Origin of the sequence: Undibacterium sp. Ren11W, assembly GCF_049340485.1 — a bacterium.
Classification (GTDB): domain Bacteria; phylum Pseudomonadota; class Gammaproteobacteria; order Burkholderiales; family Burkholderiaceae_D; genus Undibacterium.
The window spans coordinates 281,918-301,860 of sequence record NZ_JBMPPB010000002.1 but is presented as its reverse complement, the minus strand read 5'-3'; the positions used below and the strand labels follow the sequence as shown (position 1 = coordinate 301,860).

20 protein-coding genes are annotated in these 19,943 nt (G+C 52.8%); 8 read left to right on the top strand and 12 right to left on the bottom strand.

Annotation, left to right across the window (positions count from 1 at the left end):
* Positions 1 to 176 precede the first annotated feature (176 nt).
* From ACO0K8_RS07985 to phnE, 4 genes are read left to right on the top strand one after another with little or no spacing between them, the layout of a single operon-like run.
* Positions 177 to 1,052: a putative selenate ABC transporter substrate-binding protein gene (locus ACO0K8_RS07985; protein WP_422946124.1), complete on the top strand. Its 876-nt coding sequence runs from the start codon at positions 177 to 179 to the stop codon at positions 1,050 to 1,052.
* A gap of 2 nt (positions 1,053 to 1,054) precedes the next feature.
* Positions 1,055 to 1,888: a phosphonate ABC transporter ATP-binding protein gene (locus tag ACO0K8_RS07980; RefSeq protein WP_422946123.1), complete on the top strand. Its 834-nt coding sequence runs from the start codon at positions 1,055 to 1,057 to the stop codon at positions 1,886 to 1,888.
* Complete coding sequence (locus tag ACO0K8_RS07975) at positions 1,879 to 2,727, top strand: PhnE/PtxC family ABC transporter permease (RefSeq protein WP_422946122.1); 849 nt, start codon at positions 1,879 to 1,881, stop codon at positions 2,725 to 2,727. Before ACO0K8_RS07980 ends, ACO0K8_RS07975 begins: the two co-directional genes overlap by 10 nt.
* A gap of 3 nt (positions 2,728 to 2,730) precedes the next feature.
* A complete protein-coding gene (phnE, locus tag ACO0K8_RS07970; RefSeq protein ID WP_422946121.1) occupies positions 2,731 to 3,567 on the top strand; it encodes a phosphonate ABC transporter, permease protein PhnE in 837 nt (278 codons plus the stop codon).
* A gap of 19 nt (positions 3,568 to 3,586) precedes the next feature.
* Here the strand turns inward: phnE and ACO0K8_RS07965 are convergent, their stop codons facing one another.
* The 3 genes from ACO0K8_RS07965 to ACO0K8_RS07955 all read right to left on the bottom strand — a co-directional run bounded on the left by ACO0K8_RS07965 (position 3,587) and on the right by ACO0K8_RS07955 (position 5,772).
* The gene (locus tag ACO0K8_RS07965) at positions 3,587 to 4,060 is read right to left on the bottom strand and encodes a low molecular weight protein-tyrosine-phosphatase (RefSeq protein ID WP_422946120.1); all 474 of its coding nucleotides are present in this window, start codon (positions 4,058 to 4,060) and stop codon (positions 3,587 to 3,589) included.
* Between the two features lie 96 nt (positions 4,061 to 4,156).
* On the bottom strand, positions 4,157 to 5,251 hold the full coding sequence (locus tag ACO0K8_RS07960; RefSeq protein ID WP_422946119.1) for an acyltransferase family protein: 1,095 nt from the start codon (positions 5,249 to 5,251) through the stop codon (positions 4,157 to 4,159).
* 245 nt (positions 5,252 to 5,496) lie between these two features.
* Positions 5,497 to 5,772, bottom strand: a complete 276-nt coding sequence (locus ACO0K8_RS07955) for a hypothetical protein (protein WP_422946118.1) — start codon at positions 5,770 to 5,772, stop codon at positions 5,497 to 5,499.
* A gap of 177 nt (positions 5,773 to 5,949) precedes the next feature.
* On the opposite strand from ACO0K8_RS07955, the gene ACO0K8_RS07950 reads away from it, so the two are divergent.
* The 3 genes from ACO0K8_RS07950 (at position 5,950) to ACO0K8_RS07940 (ending at position 8,466) form a co-directional block, all read left to right on the top strand.
* Complete coding sequence (locus tag ACO0K8_RS07950) at positions 5,950 to 6,354, top strand: DoxX family protein (RefSeq protein ID WP_422946117.1); 405 nt, start codon at positions 5,950 to 5,952, stop codon at positions 6,352 to 6,354.
* A gap of 102 nt (positions 6,355 to 6,456) precedes the next feature.
* Positions 6,457 to 7,248 carry a 4,5-DOPA dioxygenase extradiol gene (gene ygiD / locus ACO0K8_RS07945; protein WP_422946116.1) on the top strand — a complete coding sequence of 264 codons (792 nt, stop codon included), beginning with the start codon at positions 6,457 to 6,459 and terminating at the stop codon, positions 7,246 to 7,248.
* A gap of 102 nt (positions 7,249 to 7,350) precedes the next feature.
* Entirely contained in the window at positions 7,351 to 8,466 is a 1,116-nt protein-coding gene (locus tag ACO0K8_RS07940) for a glycerophosphodiester phosphodiesterase (RefSeq protein WP_422946115.1), read from the top strand.
* 67 nt (positions 8,467 to 8,533) lie between these two features.
* On the opposite strand, the gene ACO0K8_RS07935 is transcribed toward ACO0K8_RS07940, so the two are convergent.
* The 8 genes from ACO0K8_RS07935 to gcvA all read right to left on the bottom strand — a co-directional run bounded on the left by ACO0K8_RS07935 (position 8,534) and on the right by gcvA (position 17,817).
* Positions 8,534 to 9,334 carry an isocitrate lyase/PEP mutase family protein gene (locus ACO0K8_RS07935; protein WP_422946114.1) on the bottom strand — a complete coding sequence of 267 codons (801 nt, stop codon included), beginning with the start codon at positions 9,332 to 9,334 and terminating at the stop codon, positions 8,534 to 8,536.
* 303 nt (positions 9,335 to 9,637) lie between these two features.
* The gene (gene hemN / locus ACO0K8_RS07930) at positions 9,638 to 11,029 is read right to left on the bottom strand and encodes an oxygen-independent coproporphyrinogen III oxidase (protein ID WP_422946113.1); all 1,392 of its coding nucleotides are present in this window, start codon (positions 11,027 to 11,029) and stop codon (positions 9,638 to 9,640) included.
* Positions 11,030 to 11,550: 521 nt separating this feature from the next.
* Positions 11,551 to 12,129 carry a hypothetical protein gene (locus ACO0K8_RS07925; RefSeq protein ID WP_422946112.1) on the bottom strand — a complete coding sequence of 193 codons (579 nt, stop codon included), beginning with the start codon at positions 12,127 to 12,129 and terminating at the stop codon, positions 11,551 to 11,553.
* A 74-nt stretch (positions 12,130 to 12,203) separates the two neighbouring features.
* Positions 12,204 to 13,613, bottom strand: coding sequence for a peptidylprolyl isomerase (locus tag ACO0K8_RS07920; protein WP_422946111.1), 1,410 nt, complete (start codon positions 13,611 to 13,613; stop codon positions 12,204 to 12,206).
* A 16-nt stretch (positions 13,614 to 13,629) separates the two neighbouring features.
* Positions 13,630 to 14,652, bottom strand: a complete 1,023-nt coding sequence (locus tag ACO0K8_RS07915; protein WP_422946110.1) for a phospholipase — start codon at positions 14,650 to 14,652, stop codon at positions 13,630 to 13,632.
* Positions 14,653 to 14,857: 205 nt separating this feature from the next.
* Entirely contained in the window at positions 14,858 to 15,010 is a 153-nt protein-coding gene (locus ACO0K8_RS07910) for a hypothetical protein (protein WP_422946109.1), read from the bottom strand.
* A 41-nt stretch (positions 15,011 to 15,051) separates the two neighbouring features.
* Complete coding sequence (locus tag ACO0K8_RS07905; protein ID WP_422946108.1) at positions 15,052 to 16,665, bottom strand: MutS-related protein; 1,614 nt, start codon at positions 16,663 to 16,665, stop codon at positions 15,052 to 15,054.
* A 225-nt stretch (positions 16,666 to 16,890) separates the two neighbouring features.
* On the bottom strand, positions 16,891 to 17,817 hold the full coding sequence (gene gcvA / locus ACO0K8_RS07900; RefSeq protein WP_422946107.1) for a transcriptional regulator GcvA: 927 nt from the start codon (positions 17,815 to 17,817) through the stop codon (positions 16,891 to 16,893).
* Positions 17,818 to 17,928: 111 nt separating this feature from the next.
* Between gcvA and ACO0K8_RS07895 the strand changes: the two genes are divergently transcribed.
* Positions 17,929 to 18,819: a DMT family transporter gene (locus tag ACO0K8_RS07895; protein WP_422946106.1), complete on the top strand. Its 891-nt coding sequence runs from the start codon at positions 17,929 to 17,931 to the stop codon at positions 18,817 to 18,819.
* A gap of 40 nt (positions 18,820 to 18,859) precedes the next feature.
* Here the strand turns inward: ACO0K8_RS07895 and ACO0K8_RS07890 are convergent, their stop codons facing one another.
* Complete coding sequence (locus tag ACO0K8_RS07890) at positions 18,860 to 19,894, bottom strand: AraC family transcriptional regulator (protein ID WP_422946105.1); 1,035 nt, start codon at positions 19,892 to 19,894, stop codon at positions 18,860 to 18,862.
* Positions 19,895 to 19,943: the final 49 nt, after the last annotated feature.

Genomic DNA, 19,943 nt, shown 5'->3' with positions numbered 1-19,943 from the left:
CTTTCGTATTTTTTGTGCTTTTCGTGACTTTCGTGGAAAAAATTAGATCCTTTTAAACGGCCTGAGTTTTCATACAATCGCCCTAGTTAGCGTTTGCATTACGTGCAAATGGCGTTGATTTCGGGTCTAATATACAATTCGCCCCCCGTCGTTCCCTTTTCACTGAGGATATCCCCATGCTTACATTTTCCGCCGCGCGCGCTGCACGTAGCCTTCGTGCCGCTATTACAGTTGCTTTATTCGGTTTTGCCAGCCTTGCTCAGGCTCAGGCTGTATTTAAAGTCACTGCTATCCCGGATGAGTCGCCAACCGAACTGGCGCGTAAAGCTGCCCCGCTGGTCAAATATCTGGAAAAAACTCTGGGTATGAAGGTCGAATTTACTCCCGTGACTGACTATGCCGCCTCGGTAGAAGCGCTGGCGAACAAGCAGGTTGATTTGGCCTGGTACGGTGGTTTTACTTTTGTGCAGGCCAGTGTGCGCTCCGGCGGCAAGGTAATCCCTCTGGTGCAGCGTGAAGAAGATGCTAAATTTCGCTCGGTCTTTATCACTAGCGACCCTGCTATCAAAACTTTGGCTGATCTGAAGGGCAAAAACGTCAGCTTCGGTTCGCAGTCCAGCACCTCCGGCCATCTGATGCCACGTAGCTTTTTGCTGCAAGCCAATATCGATCCGGATAAAGATTTTAAGCGTGTGGCTTACTCCGGTGCGCATGATGCGACTATCGCTGCGGTAGTGGCGGGCAAGGTCGATGCCGGTGCTTTGAATATTTCGGTGTGGGAGAAATTTGTCGCCGACGGTAAAGTCGACACCAATAAAGTGCGCGTGTTTTACACCACGCCTGGATTCTTCGATTACAACTGGACGGTACACGCCGACATGCCTGCGGCGCAACGCGAAAAATTGACTAAGGCTTTCTTGAGTCTGGATCGCAGTACTCCAGAAGGTAAAGAAATCTTAGAGCTGCAACGTGCCACCCGCTTCATCCCTACCAAAGCAGAGAATTACAAGGGTATAGAACAAGCGGCGCATAGCGCTGGTTTGCTCAAGTAAGCATGAAGTTAGATTTACTCGCAGTCTCGGGCCGGCATCCGGCGGCCAAGCCAGATGCCGCGCCCGCCTTGCGCGAACTCAGCCTGAGTCTGCGCTCTGGCGAACAGCTCGCCATCATCGGCCCCTCGGGGGCTGGCAAGACCACGCTCTTGCATTTGATGGCATGCGCGCTACAGCCATCGCAGGGCAATCTGCAGCTCGACAATAGCGATCCCTGGCAACTCTCGCGCGCTGCCTTGCGAGCCTTGCGCGGCAAGCTGTTTTTAGCGCCGCAAGTGCCACCTTTGCCACCGCGCCAAAGAGTGGTGACGGCGGTGCTGGCGGGGCGTCTGCCACATGAAAATATCTGGGCTAGTCTGCGCAGCCTGTTTTATCCGCAAGACATCCCGCGTGCCGAACGCGCGCTAGCCAGCTTTGATCTGAGTGATAAATTATTTGAACGCGTCGATAGACTGTCGGGCGGCGAACGTCAGCGCGTCGGTCTGGCGCGTGCGCTGGTGTCTGAGGCCAGGTTGTTGCTGGTCGATGAGCCGCTCTCTGCGCTCGATCCGCAACGCGCTCAGCAAGCCATAGTTGCACTGACCGAGGCGGCCAGCGCGCGCGCGGCGACGCTGGTGGCCAGCCTGCATCATGTAGAGATGGCACTGGCGCATTTTCCGCGCATCGTTGGTTTGCGCGATGGTGCCTTATTTTTTGATCTGCCAGCCGCGCAAGTGAGCGAGCAGCATTTGCAGGCGCTGTATGCGCAAAAACTGCATGAACTGAGCGGCACTGCCCATCCGGCCGACGATCAATTCCCGCCAGCGCCAGCACCGGTGGAGATGCTGTGCCGCTGAGCGCGCAACTGCCTGTGCTGACTCAGCCAGCGCTACGTGATCCGGCCTGGCGCGGGCGGGTATTCTGGGCGCTGGCTAGTCTGGCGCTGTTGTGGCCAACTTTAGTCCTGACCGAATTTAAACCTTGGATCTTGCTAGAGCCGGATGCCTTGAAACCGGCCTGGAATTTTCTCAGCGCGTTTTTTCCGCCACGTTCTGATCCTGAATTTTTGCTCTTGCTGGCGCGGGAAACCTGGCGCACCGTGGCGATGGCGACTGCCGGCATGAGCTTAGCCTTGCTGCTGGCACTCCCCTTATCGCTCTTGTCGGTGCGGGTCTTGTCGCTGTCGGCACTCACTGGCAGTATGGCGCTGCTACCGGCCATACTGCGGCAATTGGTGCGCTGGACCCTGATGGTGCTACGCAGCGTCCCTGAGCTGGTCTGGGCGCTGGTGTTTGTGCGGGTGGTGGGCTTAGGCCCGACCTCGGGGGTACTGGCGATCGCACTGACCTATGGCGGTATGCTGGGCAAGGTGTACGCCGATATCCTAGAAAGCAGCGATGCGCACGCTAGCAGCAGCCTGATGCGCAATGGCGCGGGCCGCCTGCAGACTTTTTTCTATGCGTTACTGCCGCAAAATGCCGCCGAGCTGACCAGCTACACTGTGTACCGCTGGGAATGCGCGATACGTTCCAGCGCAGTGCTCGGTTTTGTCGGTGCCGGCGGCCTCGGACAATTGATGGATAGTTCCATGAAGATGTTTAATGGCGCAGAAGTAGCCAGTATCTTGCTGGTGTTTATGGCGCTGGTATGGCTGGCCGATCGCATCAGCGCCGCCTTACGCAAAATTTTGGCATAAAGCATGCAAGCTCCTCAGCACCCACCAACCACGCAAGCGACCACGCAACTGCCGCCCAAGCTGTTCAACGCCCGTTGTCTATCCTGCTGGTTAGTCTTGGGCGTAGCACTGTTGGTGCTGGCCAGCTTTACTACCCTCAACCTGCAATGGGCGCAGTTTTTCTCCTGGGATGCGATTGGCCGCATGGGGCGCTTTGTGGCCGAACTGATGCATCCAGAAACCAGCCCCGCTTTTCTGCACAAGCTAGCGCTGGCGACGCTGGAAACTCTGGCGATGTCGGCACTAGGCACTTTACTGGCGCTGTTACTCGGTGTGCTGCTGGCACTACCGGCCAGCAAGACGCATGCACAAGACATGGCGCGCTGGCGTGGCCCGACGCGCTTGCTACTGAACGCCTTGCGCAGCACGCCAGAACTGGTGTGGGCCACCTTACTCTTGATTGCGGCCGGTCTCGGCCCGTTTGCCGGGACTCTGGCGCTGGGTTTGCATACTTCTGGCGTCTTGGGTCGCTTGTTTGCCGAAGCCATAGAAAACGCGCCGCCAGAACCCGGCTTTGCGCTGCGTCTGCGCGGGGTCTCTGAGACCCGGATATTTTTGTACGCCAGCTTGCCGCAAGTCTTGCCGCAACTACTCAGTTACACCCTCTACCGCTGGGAAAATAATATCCGCGCCGCTGCCGTGCTAGGCGTAGTCGGTGCCGGTGGCCTGGGCCAGATGCTGGCCTTCCACATGGGCCTGTTCCAGATGGGTGAAACCAGCAGCGTCTTGCTGGCCATGATGCTGCTTGTGGCGCTGGTCGATGCACTCAGCTATCTGATACGCAGTGCGTTGTCGCGCTAAACGCCGCCATTTGCCAAAACTATCTTTGCAAATGTGTCAGCAGACCTGCACTGGCGTCTTCGATATAGTCGAGCACCAGGTCAAAGCCGCTACTGCCGCCGGAATATGGATCGGGCACTTCATCAGTCTCAAAATTATTTGCGTACTGCATGAACAAGCCGATTTTGTGGCGATACGCGGATGGGCAAGCAGCTTGCAACAGCGCCAGATTGTCTCTATCCATCGCCAGCACATAATCAAATTTCTCAAAATCATGGGCGCACACCAGACGCGCCTTTTGCTGGGATAAATCGTAGCCGCGTTTTTTGGCAAACTGTTGTGAGCGGGCATCTGGTGCCGCGCCAACGTGATACGCATGGGTGCCGGCCGAATCGATCTCTAGCGCCAGCCCGGCCGCCTGCGCACGGGCACGGAACACGCCTTCGGCAGTCGGTGAGCGGCAAATATTGCCCATGCAAACAAATAAAATTGAAACGGTTGGCGTGTCGGACATGATCTGAAATCCTGAAGAGGAAAAAGGCAATAAAGCCAATATAAATGTTGCCTCAATAATATCATCAATCAGACACGGGCAGGCCAGGCTTATCGTCTACACCGGCGGCGCAGTATGTGCTGCCAAACTGCTAGCCGATTGGCGGCGCGCGACAAAACGCCCTTTGAAAGCCAGCGCGGGTTGCTCTATCAGATACCATGACAATACCGCCAGCATTAGCGTCACAGCGCCCGATAGCAGCGTCAGCACGGCGACCGAGATCGCGGGATACAAGGCGATCAGCGATTGCTGCACCGGGAAGGCGTAGATATAAACGCCGTAAGAATAATCACCTAGCACATTGTATTTTCGAATGAGGCCCGCCGGCACATAGGCCAGATAAAACAAGATATAAGCGAGACTTACTTGATACACCAGAAAAAACGCCTGTTGATTCAGCATTGCAGAGCCTAGCAAGGCAAGACATAGCGGCCAGAACAGGCGTGCGCTTAGTTGCACTTTGTCTTTCAACACCGCATAGGCTGCACCGGAAAAGAACATGAAAAATAATCCATCAGCCGGACTATGTTCAGCACTAGAAAAATAATGCACGAGGCTAAAGATGCCAGCGCCGGTGGCCAGTAGGAGGATCAATCGACGAAACAGCAGTAAGCCGTGGTTTTTCGAAACACGGCAAACAGCCCAAAAAATCGCCAGAAAGATATACATCTTCACCTCGTACACCATCGTCCACAGTGAGCCATTGACCGCGCCCTTGTAGGGATTACTTTCAAACACGCCAGGCAGGTAATAGGCGGCACCCGTCACCAGAGTCAGACATTTATGCAGATAATAGTAAGTTTGCGGATGGCTATAGTAAGCAGTCAGAGTCAAGCTGGTAAATACAGCGCCCAACACAAAGACACTCAATAGCAGTACCACCAATAGCCCAGGAAAGATACGCAAGGCTCTGGCCAGCAGATATTCCTGCAGGTTTTGTCTTTGCAACAAACTGCCAGTGACTAAAAAACCGCTGGCAATAAAAAACAAATCAACCGCGATCGAACCCAAGCTGATACCAAGATCCTGACCCAAGGGTTCTGGCTGTTTAAGCAAAGCAAAACTGTGACCGACCAGTACCGCCAGCGCTGCGAGTATGCGGATCAAATTGTAATTATTGTTTTTTCCCGACGTGACGCTAGATAACTTCATTAAAAATTCCTGTTGCAAAAATGCAGAGCATCATTGAGAGGTTCTTGGCTGCGCCAAATTAAGGCTGACATTATCCGATGAAAACTCTGGTGAACAAACTAAATCGCGTTGGCAAAACGAAACTCGCTATCTCAGACGCACAGAAAATTATCCGGCAATACCCCTGCCAGTGCGCATATTCCATGCGGTTCTCCCGGCACCCTAGCCGCTAGGCCGCATGGGTTATGCGTGAACGGGCAGGATGTTTACAGATTGAGAAAACGACGCTCAAATTGCTCAGGACGCTCACCATCTACCTGCAGCAAGCGATCCAGGCGCAGCTCGCTAGCATTATCCAGACGGAGATAATCGGCACCCGCTTTGGCGTAAACATCGGTGATCAGTGCCTCACAGGTCTTGGTACTGCCGTCTTCTGCCAGATACACCAGCACGCAGCGCTGACGCCGCGTTGCCAGAGCTTCTAGCACATCGTGGAATTCGCAATTAACACTGCGGTAGGTAATTTCAGGCGTATTGTTCATGTTATTTTGTTCATGCAGTTATTGCCCTTTTACTCAAGAGAGTCTACGAAAAATGCGTGTAAGGCGATGAGACAATTCTGCCGCTAATGGAACAATGATTGCCATTTTATGGTCTTCTGTATTGATTATGGAACATATACACTCTCTTCATCATCACTCAACCTAAAGGATTTCTCCATGAACGCACTTACTTCTTTCGGCCCTTTGCTTGGCCGCATCCTGATCGCCAGCATCTTTGTCTTATCTGGCATATCAAAAATTACCGGTTTTGAAGGCACGGTCGGCTATATTGCCAGTAAGGGCTTGCCATTCGCCAGTCTGGGCGCAATCGCTGCCATTATTGTAGAGCTAGGCGGAGGTATCATGCTGATCATCGGTTGGAAAGCACGTTGGGCGGCAGCCGCCATGTTGTTCTTTACCGTCGCTGCGGCCTTCATTTTCCATAATTTTTGGGGTGTTGCGGCCGATCAGGCGCAAAATCAGATGATACATTTCATGAAAAACCTCTCTATGGCTGGTGGACTGTTGTTTGTCATTATCCACGGCAGCGGTGCCTTGAGCCTGGAAAAAACCAGAGCATAATCAGCCACAATTAAGGTCCGGAAATGAAGCGGAGCCCGCCTTTAGTGGCGGCCTGCTTGATAGATCAATTTTGAAAAACGCAGATCTTAGCAGGAGCAAAGTATGAATAGCAGCAAACGCATGCCGGTACTCTTTATTGGCCACGGTAGCCCTATGAACGCACTTGAGGATAATGCCTGCACCCGTGTTTGGGAAAATTTAGGACTAAGTCTGCCCCGGCCCAAGGCGATACTCGCAATCTCGGCGCACTGGCTCACCGATGGCACCGCAGTGACGGCGATGAGCGCGCCCAAAACTATCCATGATTTTGGCGGCTTTCCGCAAGCGCTGTTTGATATGCGTTACCCGGCACCCGGTGATCCTGTTTTGGCGGCACGCATCGCTGAATTACTCACGCCATTTACCGACACGCCAGTACAGCTAGATCAGGATTGGGGCTTGGATCATGGCAGCTGGTCGGTGCTGGCAAAAATCTACCCGGATGCCAGCATTCCGGTACTGCAATTAAGCTTGGATATGCGGCTGTCAGCAGCGGCGCATTTTGCACTCGGCCAGCGGCTGAGAGCATTGCGCGATGAAGGCGTGCTAATCATCGCTAGCGGCAACGTGGTGCACAATCTGAGGCAGCTAGATATGCGCTCAACAGGATATGACTGGGCACATCGATTTAACGATGCAATACGCGAGGCGATACTAGCCGGACAGTTTGAACAGGTGATCGACTACCCCGCTTTTGGTCCGGACGCCGCATTGGCGGTGCCAACTTCAGAACATTTTTTGCCCTTGCTGTATGTGTTGGGTGCGCGTATCGATGCGGAGCCTATACAGATATTCTGTGATCAGATTGAGTTGGGTTCTATCAGCATGCTATCGCTGATGCTGGGCGAGGCCTGATGGATTAGTCTGTGTGACTCCATTAGCACTGATGTAGTGGTCATGCCGCTGTCATGCTCGTCTATTATTATTTGTACATCTTCAACTTACTCATTTACGATCATGTACAAATTCTCCTTACTCCCTGGCGCTGCACTGCTTTCCGCGAGTCTCTTGGTAAGCGCCTGCGGTGGCGCTAGCTCTGACATTCAACCGACCCCATTGCCTGCCAAAGTAGTCATCGGTCATAGAGGCGCTTCTGCCTTGCGTCCCGAACACACAATCGCGTCCTACACTAAGGCGATAGAAATCGGTGCCGATGTCATCGAACCCGATTTGGTGAGTACCAAGGATGGCGTATTAGTCGCACGCCACGAAAACGAAATTTCTGGCACCACCAATGTCGCAGATAAGCCAGAATTTTCCGCCCGCAAACAAACCAAAAAAATTGATAACGTCAGCGTCACCGGATGGTTTACCGAAGACTTTACGCTGGCCGAATTAAAAACCTTGCGTGCCAAAGAACGCATTCCTGCGAATCGTCCTGAGAACGCCAAATTTGACGGCCAATTCGAGATCCCGACCTTGCAAGAAGTGATCGATCTGGCCAAGGCCAAAAGCACAGAAACTGGCCGCACCATAGGTATTTATCCAGAAACCAAACACCCTAGTTATTTCAAATCTATCAATCTGCCTTTAGAAAAACGTCTGATCGATATCCTGCATGCCAACGGCTACCGTGGCAAAACCGCAGCAGTATTTATACAGTCATTTGAAGTCAGTAATCTGAAAGAAATCCGCAAGATGACGGATCTGCCCATCGTTCAACTTTTGTCTGGGTCTGGTCAGCCGGAAGATTTTCGACTGGCCGGAGATAGCCGTAGCTATGCCGACATCGCCAGTGCCGCCGGCCTGATAGAAGTGGCGACCTATGCCAACGGCGTAGGCCCATCCAAAGAGATGATCATTCCGCGTGATACGCAAAATAATCTGGGCGTGCCAACTAGTTTGGTAAAGAACGCACATGCCGCCAATCTGGTTTTGCATCCGTACACCTTCCGTCCTGAAAATCCATTTTTACCAGCGAATCTACGCAAGGGTAATGTCGCTTCATTGACCGAACGTGGCGATCTGGCCGCCGAGTTGAAGATATTTTTGGAAGCCGGCATCGATGGTTTTTTCACCGATGATCCGTCGATCGGGCGTGCCGCAATGGATGCGTATCTGGGCAAAAAATAGTTTTACACATGATGAAAAATGCTGAGCCTGATGCCTTCAGCGTCGGGCTCAGAGTCAGCATCCATGATTACTTGAGAAAGCGCGCATTCATCCATTCATACGGAAGCGCGTCAGAAAATAGCGCCTCCGTCGCTTGCTCATGCAGAAATTTCTTTGTCAGTAATTGTGCGTGAGCATAACTCGCCTGAAAAATTGCGGGCCCCACAGTAAAACGCTTTGCTCCTGCAGCAGCTAATTCAGAGATCGCTGGCATACCAGACAGTACCATCAGATTGAGCGGCATGCCGATCTCTGCGGCCACCAAGGCGACATCCGCGAGCCCTGTCATGCCGGGGATAAATCCAGCATCAGCGCCCGCTCTAAGATACTGCCGTAGCCGCTCACAAGATAAATCTCGTGCCGCATCGCCTTGCGCCAATTGACTCAAGTAGACATCGGTACGGGCATTAATAAACAACGGAGTACCCGCCAAAGCGGAACGGGTAGCGACGATCTTATCTACCAACATAGCCGGCGTATTCACGCCGTCTTCTAAATTGATACCAGCAACACCACATTGCATGATATCAACGACCAGTGCCGCTACTTCGTTTGGATTATCGCTATAGCCATCCTCCAAATCGATAGTCAAAGGCACTTGCAATACGCGCAAAATACGTTTTACCGCGGCCATTAACTCTGCCCGCGGCAAGGCACCTCCATCGGCATAGCCGAGCGACCATGCCAGCGCTGCGCTGGAAGTAGCTATCGCGGTAGCGCCGGCTTGCTGGAATAAAACGGCGCTGGCAGCATCCCAGGCGTTCGGCAACAAGAAGGGGTACGGTGTAAAGTGCAGTTCACGGAAGGCAGAAAAATGCGAGTGGTTCATGCTTAGGCGCTTTCAAAATAATCGTAGCGCCATATTAGGATAAACCCGCGTTCAGCTCTGGCCGTTTTCGGACCTTGATCTCGGCCAGGGTCCTCACCTGAGCCAGGTCATGCTCTTGTTCCAACAGGTATACGGCACTTATCCCGCGATTGAGGACCTGGGTGTGACCGTTATGTAAACTTTCAGATGCAAGCTCATTTTGGCCACAGCCGCAAAAAAAATAGACCAAAGCTATGCGCAGCTTAGCTTGGTCCTTAGCCTAAAAAAGAAATTAGAAATTAGAAATTAGCGCAACAGATGTGATCAGATCAATTTTGAATATTTTGCACCGGTTTGCTGAGCAAGATATTGATCAAACACCATGCCCACGGCACGCACAAACATCCGCCCCTTGGCGGTGACTACGATGCTGTGTTGATCGACCTTAATCAGTTCAGCCTCTTCGTATTGCTGTAACTGTGCCAGTTCATCCGCAAAATAGGTGAGGAAATCGATGCCATGCGCATCATTAATTGCCGCAAAATTTACCGGCCCGCTGCACATCAACTCCATAATCACCTGACGGCGCAAGACATCGTCGGCAGTCAGCGAGAAACCTTTTTCTATCGGTAACTGATCGGCGTCCAGATGCTCGTAATACGCTTTGATCGTACGTACCGATTGACTATACGAATGGCCTACTTTACCGATCGCGGAGACACCAAAACCGATCAAATCGCAATCGGCGCGGGTGGTATAGCCCTGGAAATTTCTATGCAAACTCTTGTCCAGACGTGCTTTATTCAGTTCGTCATCCGGTTTGGAAAAATGATCCAGTCCTATGTAAATATAACCCGCATCGAGCAATCTGCGCACCGACATTAAAAATATTTGCAGACGCTCTTCTGCGCTAGGCAACTCGCTATCGATAATCTGGCGCTGCGCCTTGAAACGGCTAGGCAGATGAGCGTAATTGTAGAGTGCAATGCGATCTGGTGAAAGTGCTATAACCTGGTCTAGCGTGCGGTTAAAGCTTCCCAGGGATTGCTTAGGCAGACCATAAATCAGGTCGGCATTGATCGATTCAAAACCCGCTTTACGGCTGGCGGTGACGGCCTTTTCTACCATTTCATAAGGCTGTATGCGATTCACCGCTTGCTGTACAGCCGGATCAAAATCCTGTACCCCAAAACTAGTGCGGTTAAAACCCAATTCGGCAAGCAAGGCCAAAGTATCATCGCTGACCGTGCGTGGATCTATCTCTATCCCCAGTTCTGCATCGGGCAAAATTTCAAAATGACTGCGTATTAACGCCATCAGCTCGCGCAGTTCATCTGGATTTAGAAAAGTAGGAGTGCCGCCACCAAAGTGCAGCTGAGCGGTGCGCCGGTCTGGGCCTATCCTGGCTGCAACCAAAGCCATTTCTTTGGCCAGGTAACGCAAGTATTCCGTGGTACGGCTATGGTCTTTGGTAATGATCTTATTGCATGCGCAAAAGTAGCACAGCGATTCACAAAATGGCACATGAATGTAGATCGACAAGGGCGGATTCTTGCTAGTATCGGCGGCGCGCTGTTCCAGATAGCCGATATACGAATTTTCACTGAACTCAGCATGGAAACGGTCCGCAGTCGGATACGAAGTGTAACGCGGACCAAGCTTGTCAAAGCGGCGTATCAACTCTTCGGAAAATTCTATGTCTGGCAAAGTATTCATGGGTTTAGCGATCAATTCGTTTTCAGCGTTTTGCAATGGTAAGACTGCGAGCGAAGCATCACGATAAGTGAGCCAAGTTAACAATAGCCCATTTTACCTAGGGTTTTTTCTCTTTACCGGCTATCAGAAAATTTCTTGTTTTTCATCAAGTTATTCGCGCGAAAATTCGAAGAATCTATACGTAAAGATAACTTTTTATATCGACGTGTCTACTCCATCAGGCAAGTTTATAGGCTTAGATTTGGTATTTTTTACTGAAATTTTGCGTTTTTTAGTGATAAAGCATCTTGCGTAAGCTGTTCCAGCACAAACGGGTAGCGCTAGGCTTGCGTGATGCATTTTCAAGGCTTAGACCCGAGACTGGCACCTGGTTACGGTGCCGCCCCGAAAGAATTGACCGACGCTCGGTCTACATTAAGCTTTTCTAGAATGCCAGAGTTTGCATACGCACCGCATGCACCTGTAAGCGCTTGATCGCGACTTGCAAAAAATAATCGGCGCTCTACTGCTCCCGAGGTCGTCTATTTTTTCTCTGCGCTGGTCGCCAGTAGTTGCGGATGATCGCGCAGTAACTGCGCTTGCATTGCTACTATGCGTTTTATTTTTTCTTCCACTTTGCTGATGTCAGCCGCTGCGATACCCACTTCGCGGGCGCGTGCGACATCGGCTTTAAGACGCGGCACTTCTGTCTGTGCTGCGTCTATAAAGGAAGAATACAGGCGCATATTTTGGCGTGCCTCGTATTGCTGATAGGCTTTAGGGTCGGCCAACTCATCGGCGCTGGGTAGAGTTGGTTCTGCGGTGTTATGAATCACAGGCGGGCTGCGCGGATCGCCGTTTCTGGTATCGAGCAAACTCTGGGTAGCCGACATTTCGCTGCCGGTAGGCAGCAAGGCTACCCGCTGCACTGCTGCTGGTTCTTGCTCTTGCAGGGGAAGATGGCGTGCTTTACTATCCGCTACGCTGCTCGCTGGCGCTTTCTCCGAGCTGATTTGCCTGACGTTTTCCGGCGCATTTTCGGCTTCCGTCCATTGCCATACCACCAGCGCTACGCATATCACCGCGCTGCTGACGATCAGGATTTTTTTGCTGCGTTGCATGGGCTTTTTCTATGAATTTTTCTATGGGATTTTCTACGGTTCTTTCTCTCGCCAGTCATGGGTCTATGCGTCGCTTATCCCAGGCTCTGGCGGTTGATTTCTATCTTCGCATTTTTCAGTAATTGCTGACGCAAGTTACTGATCTGGCGTAGCGCTTTTTCTTGCGCTAGCGCGCGTGCAGCCTGATAGCGCACGGTTTCTGATTTGGGGTCCTGATAGCCTTCCTTGCGCTGCTCAACCAATACAATTTCCCAGTATGCCTGCTCTTTAGGACCAACGGCGGCACGAAACGGTGGCGAGACCTTACCCACGTCCTGCATAAATGCCAGCTCTTCTAGCCAGCTCATTTTTGAACGATGCATAATCAGACCCAGATCACCACCGTGGCTCGCATCGGCGGCCTTAGAATACTGTTGCGCCAGTTGGCTAAAGTCTGCGCCTTTGGCGGCAGCATCAATCACGCTTCTGGCACTGGCTTCGTCCGCGCTACGGATATGGCGCGCCTTAACCGAGATGATGCGTTTAAATTCTTCCTTATGCGTCTGAAAATAACTTTGCACTTCGGCTGGAGTGACTTGCACTGCTAGCCGATTGAGTAGCGGGCTTTCGGAATCGATGTCGGCGCCTACGCCGTGCAAGCTCATCAGGGCGCGCACTTCCATTTGCTCGGACAAAGCCAGCCGCAGGTCGGCCACGGCATCGGCACCGAAGCGCTGATTGGCCCATTGCTGCAGATACAGATTGCCTAGCAATAACATCGCCTGCTGCTGCATGTAATCACGGTTACGGTTAAAAAATTCCACCCGTCCCTGTACATTCTGGCGCAAGAAAATATCGTAAAGACTGATACTGGTAGCTGTGACCAGACTGCTGCGCAAGAGCATCTGACGTTTGGCAGCGCTCAATTGGGACGGAGTTAACTGGTAGTCGAGCAAGACCTTGTCGCTGGGCCCGAACACCAGATCAAGTTGATCCGTCGCGAGCTTGCCGCGCTCCAGCACCAGGCTATTGAGATTGCCGCCCGCCAGATTTTTGATACTGGCCTCAATCGGATCGCGGTACACGGTGCGCAAAGTACCGCTAAGCTGATCGTCGAGTGCCACTTCGGCGGCAAAGCCGACCCGATTGGCGCTGGCGGGTGTCGTATATTCGGCAAAGTCGCGGCGCGCAGTCTGCGCCAACAAGCGATTCGCCAGCAAAGATTCAAGCACCACGGCGCGCGAAGTTTTTGGATCAGATAACTGCGCCATGTAAGCCATCACGTCCAAGGTAAACCTATGCACGGCGACGCCATTGACGCGCGCCGCCAGCGTTGGGTCATGCAAGGCCGCGGCGGTTTGCGCCAAAGAAAAAGAGGGATAGGCGCACAGGCCAAGCACCATCATTAAGAACAACAAGCGTTGCTGGAAAAACTGTAGCAAGTGATGTTGAAATAGATGTAGAAACAACTGTCGAAACAAATGTCGAAATAACGGGGCCTGCATGCCTATCCTTTTCATCTTAATTGGACAGACGTTCGGCGGCACGATTCAGAACGTGCACGACCATCGCAATCGCATGCGGTACCACCTGCTTAGCTACCCGCACCCTGTCGTTTTGATCGGTCGACGACAAGACTATGCCGCCCACGCGATACGAGTAAGTACCACCTTCAGTCAGCAACGGACGGATGTCGGTAGCATTGGCTGCCAAAGGATTAAAGTCTGCCAGCGCGGCGTTCACCAGACTGACGTCATTCAAGTTTTGGCTGTAGTAATAATCGTTGACCCATTGTTCCCAACCAGAGTGGTTTTTGGCCGAAGTAGTCCAGGTGTGATGCGGTTGCAATAAATCGGTGGAATGCATCACAAAGCCCAGACTCTGCAAACTTGGCTTGGCCAAAAACTGCTGAAACCAGTATTGCGCCAGATTGTCGATAGGCTGAAATGGGGCCTTTTCAAAATCGGCATATTGGTTGACGTTAGAGTTGCCGCCGTGACGATAGTGCGCCTCGGTGATGCCATAGGTATTGTATTTGCTGCTGTCGCCGAACCAGCCCTTGAGCCCGCCCGCACCATCATCAAGGTAATCACCGACTAACCAGGCAGCGGCCAGATTATCGATGTCGCCGGCCACGGTCAGCTTGGCATAATTGTAGCCACCAAAGGGATTGCCATGCACGTCAGGTCCTGCGGTATGGTTTTGAAAATGCCAATACGAGGTGTACTTGACGATGCTTTGCGCTGCGCCCCAGACTGGTGCCAACTGGCAATTGCCAGTGGTGGCACCGCAGATATAGGTGTCGGCGAAATCGTCGACATCGTAGGCGCCCTGCCCCATGGCGGTGGCAAATTGCTCTACCGTGTAACCGGCGCGTGCCAGACCGGCTGCCAACTTGGAGTAGTTGGTTTTGTCAGGGTTGTTTTTCATGAAGTTGACGGCATCCATCGCAATGCGACGGTGGGTCTCTTGCTGAAACGCTAAAGCGGGAAGAGCGATACAAAATGCAGATGCGAGTACTGTCAATCTTAATGCTGATTTCATGGGAAGGTCCTTGAAATAGTGGAAGATGAATCGTCGTTTGCTAGTGTTGTGTACGAAATTTTTCGTCAGGTATTGAAACACGACTGATGAATTTTTAGGCAGCAAGGATATAGAGTGTCACATCTAATTTTTTCGCTACTGTCGTCATCGCCTAGACATAAACAGCTGCTATTACTGGCGAATCGACATGCCACTTCGAGCCCGCTCAATGCGGAACAAAACGGGTCATCAGGGTAGGACGAATGTGATCCAAAACCTGTCCGGTGCGGACATGATCTGTTCGTAGAATTTTACAAGTGGCATCGCCAGTGCGCATATTCCATGCGGGTTTCCAGCCTGCCTGGTCTGCAAGGCGCATGGAATATGCGTGGTGGCAGGGGTGATGCGTGGATGCGTGCGCTAAGTCAGCAATTGTTCGCAATCGCCAGGATGGCGTAAATACTCGCTCAGCCATGAGGCGACTATTTGTGCTTGTTGAGCGATGCTGTGATCGAAACCATGTGCCGCCAAGAGTGCGATGCCATTGGTGTCGGCCAGCACACCGGGCATCAGCCTGAGAGATTTGCGGTCGCCGTCAACGGCGCTGACGCATAGCGGCAGCAAGCTCTGCTTTAATAAGGCGGCCAGCACCAGATTGTGCGAGGAAACGATGACGCTCGCGTTCGCCGCCAGTGCGTGCAAGACCGAGGCGGCGGCCGAGATCGATTCCAGGTGATTGGTGCCGCGAAATATTTCGTCGATGAGGTAGATGCCGCGCTGCGGGCTTAGGCTGGAGGCGAGCAGTTCGCGCGCGCGTCTGAGCTCGGCAATATACAGGCTCTCGCCGCCGAGCAAAGAGTCTTCGCTTTGCATGCTGGCATACACCGGCAAGGCTGGCACTCTGGCGCTATGCGCATAACAAAAACCAAAGGCGCGTGCCGTGATCAGATTGAGTCCAAGCGCGCGCAGCAAGGTGCTTTTTCCTATGCCATTTTGGCCAGAAATAAACGCGCCCTTGCCGTCTAAGTGTATGGACAAAGGTGCTGGATCCGGCATCAGGGGGTGGACAAATTGTTCCAGCATCATCTGCCTGTCTACGCTGCGCTCCGACCAACAGACCCGTTCCACAGTATTCAGATGCGCGGCCAGCGCCAGATCCGCCTCCAGTTCGGCGCAACGCAGAAAACAGCGCTGCAAAAAATCTTGATGCAACAAGACTGTGTCCCTACTTTTAAAATAATGCCGCACATTGCCTAACCCAAACCAGTCGTAATAGGCGCGTCCGGCCGGTATCAGATTAAGTTCCGGGTGATCGCTCAGCGCACGGTTAATTTTGCTGGCGCGCACATTGTCGGCGATAAAACTGGCGGTGAATGCGCTCTGTTCTTTTTCGCTACGGTTGCCCAGTTTGGTCGCCACACCCAGCATCAATTGCACAGACTTGATAGCCTTATTCCAGACGTGCACACGCATGAAAAAGCTGCTTTGTAGCGATAACAGAAAAAATATTGCAGTGCCTGCGCCGATCCAGGCCCACGGAGTCAAGATCGTTAAGATGAGTGATGCCGGTAACAACCAGGGCAGCATCCACAGATAGCGGGCCCAGGCAGGAACCTCATGTAGCGCTTGTGTGCCGAACAGCATTGCGCTGATCTCGGTGTCGCTCTCGCGTAACGGCCGGCAGAGGTTCTGTAGTTCTGACCTTAGTGCAAAATTATTCTGTAGTTCACCCAGCCTGGCGCAGAGAGTATGGCTAGCCTCATTGCTGAGCCCTAGGCGTAGCCGCCGGTGCAGCAGTTGTTGTCCGAAGATGCTTACCTTCACCGCAATATGATCGCTGTACTGATCCAGCAGAAGATCATTCCAGCTTTGATCATCGATACAGGCATCCTCGGGCTGGACAGTACAACGCTGCAACATGGCAACGTCGCTACGCGCAAAAGGATAATCGATCAAGGATTGGCTTTGATACGGGCCTAGTCGTGCCAGTAAGCCAGAGACACGACAACGAATAGTTTTGAATAAAGTCGGCATGCGCAGCTTGCAGGATCAGGTAAATGGATAAACTAAGTGCAACAGATGGGGAGAGCAATCGAGAAATCAAGTGAGCGCTTGCTGCCTCTGCAACTAATGCGATGAGAAAACGACGACCCTGCCAGTGCGCATATTCCATGCGGGTTTCCAGCCTGCCTGGTCTGCAAGGCGCATGGAATATGCGTGGTGGCAGGGGAGAAAAACTTATTTGGCTACGCAAGCGTTTCAACTCGTGACGGCAAAGATAGACTGAGGGTTTTGCTTATTTCTTTTCTCGAACAACACAGCTTCGCGTCTTAGCCATTGCTCAAATGCGAGCACAGTCGGACTTTTCTTTTTACGGCTGGCGGTCACCATGTAGTAGGCGTAATCCGAGGGCGCAATGATATCAAACAGGCGCACCAGACGGCCGGCCGCAATATCGGCCGACACCAGGCTGCTGCGGCCTATCGCGATGCCTTGCCCGGCGATGGCGGCGGCCAGCATTAAATTGCTGTCGCTGAAATAGGTTTCGTGTTTAAAACTGGCACTGTCCAAGCCGGCTAGCGCGCTCCAGGTGTTCCACTCTAGCGGACAGTCGTCACATAGCAAGCGATAACGCTTTAGGTTATTGATATTGTTTGGCAGCTTGCCCTTATTAAAATTTGGGCTGCAAACCGGAAAAATCCGGTCCTCCAAAAATTTTTCGGCATCGCAGCCAGGCCAATTGCCAAGGCCGTAGCGAATCGCGATATCGGTCGCCGAACGTTCCAGATCGCGGATTTCTTGTGAGGCATGGATACGTACCGCGACACCCGGTTGTAGTTTTTGGAACTTACTCAGACGCGGCACTAACCAGGAGGTAGCAAAAGAGGGCAAGGTCGATACCGTAATCGCCGGTGCATGCTGGCTCTTACCTATTTCGCTCAGAGCCCTTTGGATTTGAGTTAAGGCCGGCTGTATCTGTTGCTGCAATGCGGCTCCAGCTTCGGTGAGTTGCATCTGCCGGCCGCGACGCACAAACAGCGCCAGCCCCAAAGAGGTTTCCAGATTGCGTATTTGCTGGCTAACCGCGCTATGCGTGATGTGCAGCTCTGCCGCTGCTAAGGTATAACTTTGATGGCGGGCAGCCGCTTCAAAACTGCTGAGCGCATTGAGTGAGGTCGTGTTCATCGCTTATTGTTAGATTTCCTTACATGACTTGTCAATAAATATCGTTCGCTTTCAGCGGACGGGTTCTTTATGATGGCGACCTACGCCTATTGGCGACAACTTAAGTTCATCATGTCTAGCTCCAACCTGGTACGACTCCTTTTACTCAGCCTCATCTGGGGCACCAGCTTTATGCTGATGCGTATCGCCGCGCCAGTGTTTGGACCGATGCTAACGACCTTTGGCAGGGCCGGACTCGGTGCGCTGGCCTTGTATTTATTTGCGCGTTATCGCGGGGTGGATATGGCCTGGCGTCGTAATGCCAAATTCTATCTGGTGGTAGGTCTGGCCAATACCGCGATACCGTTTAGTTTGTTTGCCTGGTCGGCGCTGTACATTCCCTCGGCCTATATGGCGACCATGAACTCATTGGCACCTATCTTTACTGCTGTATTTGGTTTTCTGATGTTGGGTGAGCGCCTGACGCCGCTGCGCATCGCTGCTTTTTTATTGGGCTTGGTCGGCGTGGCGGTCTTGGTTGGGCTAGGTCCAACCGCAATCACACCACAATTGATTTTAGGCGTGCTGGCTGGTATGGGAGCGGCCATCAATTATGGTTTCGCAGCAACGTATACCCGTATGCATGCTGGCAAAATTCCCTCGCTTGCCACTGCCGCAGGTAGTCAGTGCGCGGCGGCACTGGCGCTGCTTCCGTTTGCCTTGCCCGGCGTCCCGCATGCACTAGAATTTGGCACCCTGCACGCGAGTCTGGCAGTGTTGTTTTTGGGGCTAATCTGCACTGGCGTTGCGTATGGCCTGTTCTTTCATCTGGTCACCAGTGAGGGTGCCAGCAAGGCGATCACCGTAACTTTTCTGGTGCCAGCTACTGCCTCGGTCTGGGCCTGGTTGTTATTGAATGAGCCCATCACTCCGGGCACCGTGATCGGTATCTCTACCGTGTTAATCGCCACCGCCATGGCGCTGGGGCTGCTGAAATTGCCGACTCGCGTGCACAGCGCATAGCGAGCCACCAGATCAGCAGCAAAAAAAATTTTACGCGAATTCAGGACAAATGATTCTTGCGAAATTCGCTGGGGCTGACGCTGCACCAACGGCGAAAGCTGCGGCTAAAGTTGGAGGTGTCCTGATACCCCAGGCGTTCGGCGATGATTTCTATGCTGTCTTTGCTATGCTGCAGATGCCAGATCGCCTGCTCTTTGCGTTTGGCGTCTAGCAGGCCTTGATAACTACTGCCTTCCAGTTTGAGTTTGCGCATCAGCGTACGCGGCGAGACATGTAACTGTTGCGCGATCTGCGGTAACTCGGGTAGCGCGCCATCGCCAGCAGCATGCAACAGCTCTTTGACGCGTTGCGTGAGCGCTGTTTGTAGCCCATCAGCTAAAGCGCGATCGCATTCCTTGCGTGCCAATTCATACGAATTACAGTCGGCAGTCAGGCAAGGCTGATCGAGTAATTCTGGTGGAAAATAAAAACTCAGGCGCTGGCTACCGAAACGCACATCACCGATTCCAAAGCGTTGGTATTGATCAGCCCAGGGCGGTGCACGAAACGGTAGATCGACACGCATCGTTGCAAACACATTTCCCAGCGCTGTTTCCAATACCCGCATCAAGGTGGCTAAGACTGCCTCCAACATAAATTGGCGTACAGCACCCAGTTCCAGGCGCTCACTCACGTCCAGACGACCCATAGGATTTGGCTGCTCGCGTTCATGATAGGCGAAGGCAAAGGTGTCGGCGCGCAGTTGTCCGTACTGTGCGATGGTCTGCAATAGCTGGCGCAAGCTACCGCTAGAAATGGCGGCATGTCCGACTGCACCATGCACTGAGACTTGACCATACGCACCCAACTCCAGCCCTAGCCAGGGACAATTGTAGCGGCGCTGAGTCGCCAGTATCAGGCGCTCAAAGGTAGCCAGATTAAGTTCACGCGGATCGCTGGCCAACTCGGTCCAGCGTAAGCCGGCCTCTGCCAGCACCGCATCGGCATCCACGCCATGCTCGCGTAGCTGCACATACAGCAGTCGGGCGTAGGCCGGATGCAGACTGCAAATTTGGGCGGGACGGTTTGGAGGCATCAAAGTTCGCGTACGGTATTGAATCGGTGTTCGTCGTCATTTGACGACA